Below are 1,324 nucleotides of genomic sequence, written 5' to 3'. Positions count from 1 at the left end.
GCGCCGAGCGGCCCGACCCGGCCAGGCTCGCGCGCCTGGGGGCCGTCGCCGCCGCCGTCGGCGCCCCGCTGGTCAGCGAGCACGTCGCGTTCGTGCGCGCCGGCGGCTACGAGGCCGGACATCTCCTGCCCGTCCCCTACACCCGCGACGCGCTCGACGTGCTGGTCGCGAACATCCGGATCGCCCGCGCCGAACTGCCGGTGCCCCTCGCGCTGGAGAACGTCGCCGCGCTGCTGCGCTGGCCCGACGACGAGCTGGAACCCGCCGACTTCCTGGCCGAACTCGCCGAACGCAGCGGCGCGCTCCTGCTTGTCGACGTCGCGAACCTGCACGGCGACATGATCAACCATGGTGTTGATCCGGTCGAGGTGTTCGACCGGCTGCCCTGGGAGAACGTCGCCTATCTGCACGTCGCGGGCGGTGTGATGCGCGCCGGCCGCTACCACGACACCCATCTGCATTCCGTCGGCGCGCCGCAGCTGACGCTGCTCGCCGACGCCGTCGGCCGCTTCCCGCCAGGGCAGTGCGCCTATCTGCTCGAACGCGACGGTTGTTATCCGCCGGTCGAGGAGTTCCACGCCGAATGCGACCGCGTCCAGGCGGCCGCCGCGGCGGGGGCCGGGAGGATGCCATGCTCGTCACGTTGATCGTTCTCGGTGTGTTCGCGCTGGGGCTGTACCGGCTGTACCGCCGCGCCGCTGTCGGCCGGTGGCGCGCCCCCGACCGTCCTCGGGGCCAAGGGGACAGCGGCGGCGGTTGCGGCGGTTGGAGTGATGGCGGCGACGGCGGATCCGGTGGCCATGGGCATGGTGACGGTCACGGTGGTGACGGTCACGGTGGAGGGGGTCACGGTGGAGGGGGTCATGACGGTGGTGGTCATGGCTGCGGGGGAGGCGACGGCGGCGGGGGAGGCGGGTGCGGGGGAGGCGGTGACTGAACGGGCCGACCCTGGGCGCGAGGTCCCCGGGTCCGGGCGCGAGGCCCCCGAATCGGGTGATCTCGCGGGGGCGCGGGAACGGTTGGCGCGCGGGCAGTCCGCGCTCGTCGCGGCACTCGTCGCCGGCCAGACCGAGCCGGCGACATTCGACCCGCTCGGCTTCGACCTGCTCGGCTTCGACCCGGACGCGCTGGCGGCGACGCGCCGGGTGCTGCTCGGCAAACGCCGCGAGGGCGTGGCTTGCCGCTGGCCGATCCTCGCGGCCGAGCCGAACTTCGCCGCCCGGTTCCTGCGCTGGGCCGACGGACGGCCCCCGGCCGGCGCCTGGGCCGACGGTCTGGCCTTCGGCCGGGCCCACCGCGACGCGCTGTCCGAGCGGGCCCGCGT

At 74.8% G+C, this 1,324-nt stretch carries 2 protein-coding genes; both read left to right on the top strand.

What is annotated here, in order from left to right; all coding sequences use genetic code 11:
- On the top strand, window positions 1–647 hold a 647-nt coding region (locus MXD58_RS27725; RefSeq protein ID WP_250611091.1), incomplete at its 5' end, for a multinuclear nonheme iron-dependent oxidase.
- Between the two features lie 126 nt (window positions 648–773).
- A partial coding sequence (locus tag MXD58_RS27720) for an SCO6045 C-terminal-like domain-containing protein (protein ID WP_250611098.1) occupies window positions 774–1,324 on the top strand: 551 nt, incomplete at its 3' end.

The organism is Frankia sp. AgKG'84/4 (genome assembly GCF_023242965.2).
Classification (GTDB): domain Bacteria; phylum Actinomycetota; class Actinomycetes; order Frankiales; family Frankiaceae; genus Frankia.
This window is presented reverse-complemented; position numbering and strand designations above follow the sequence as displayed.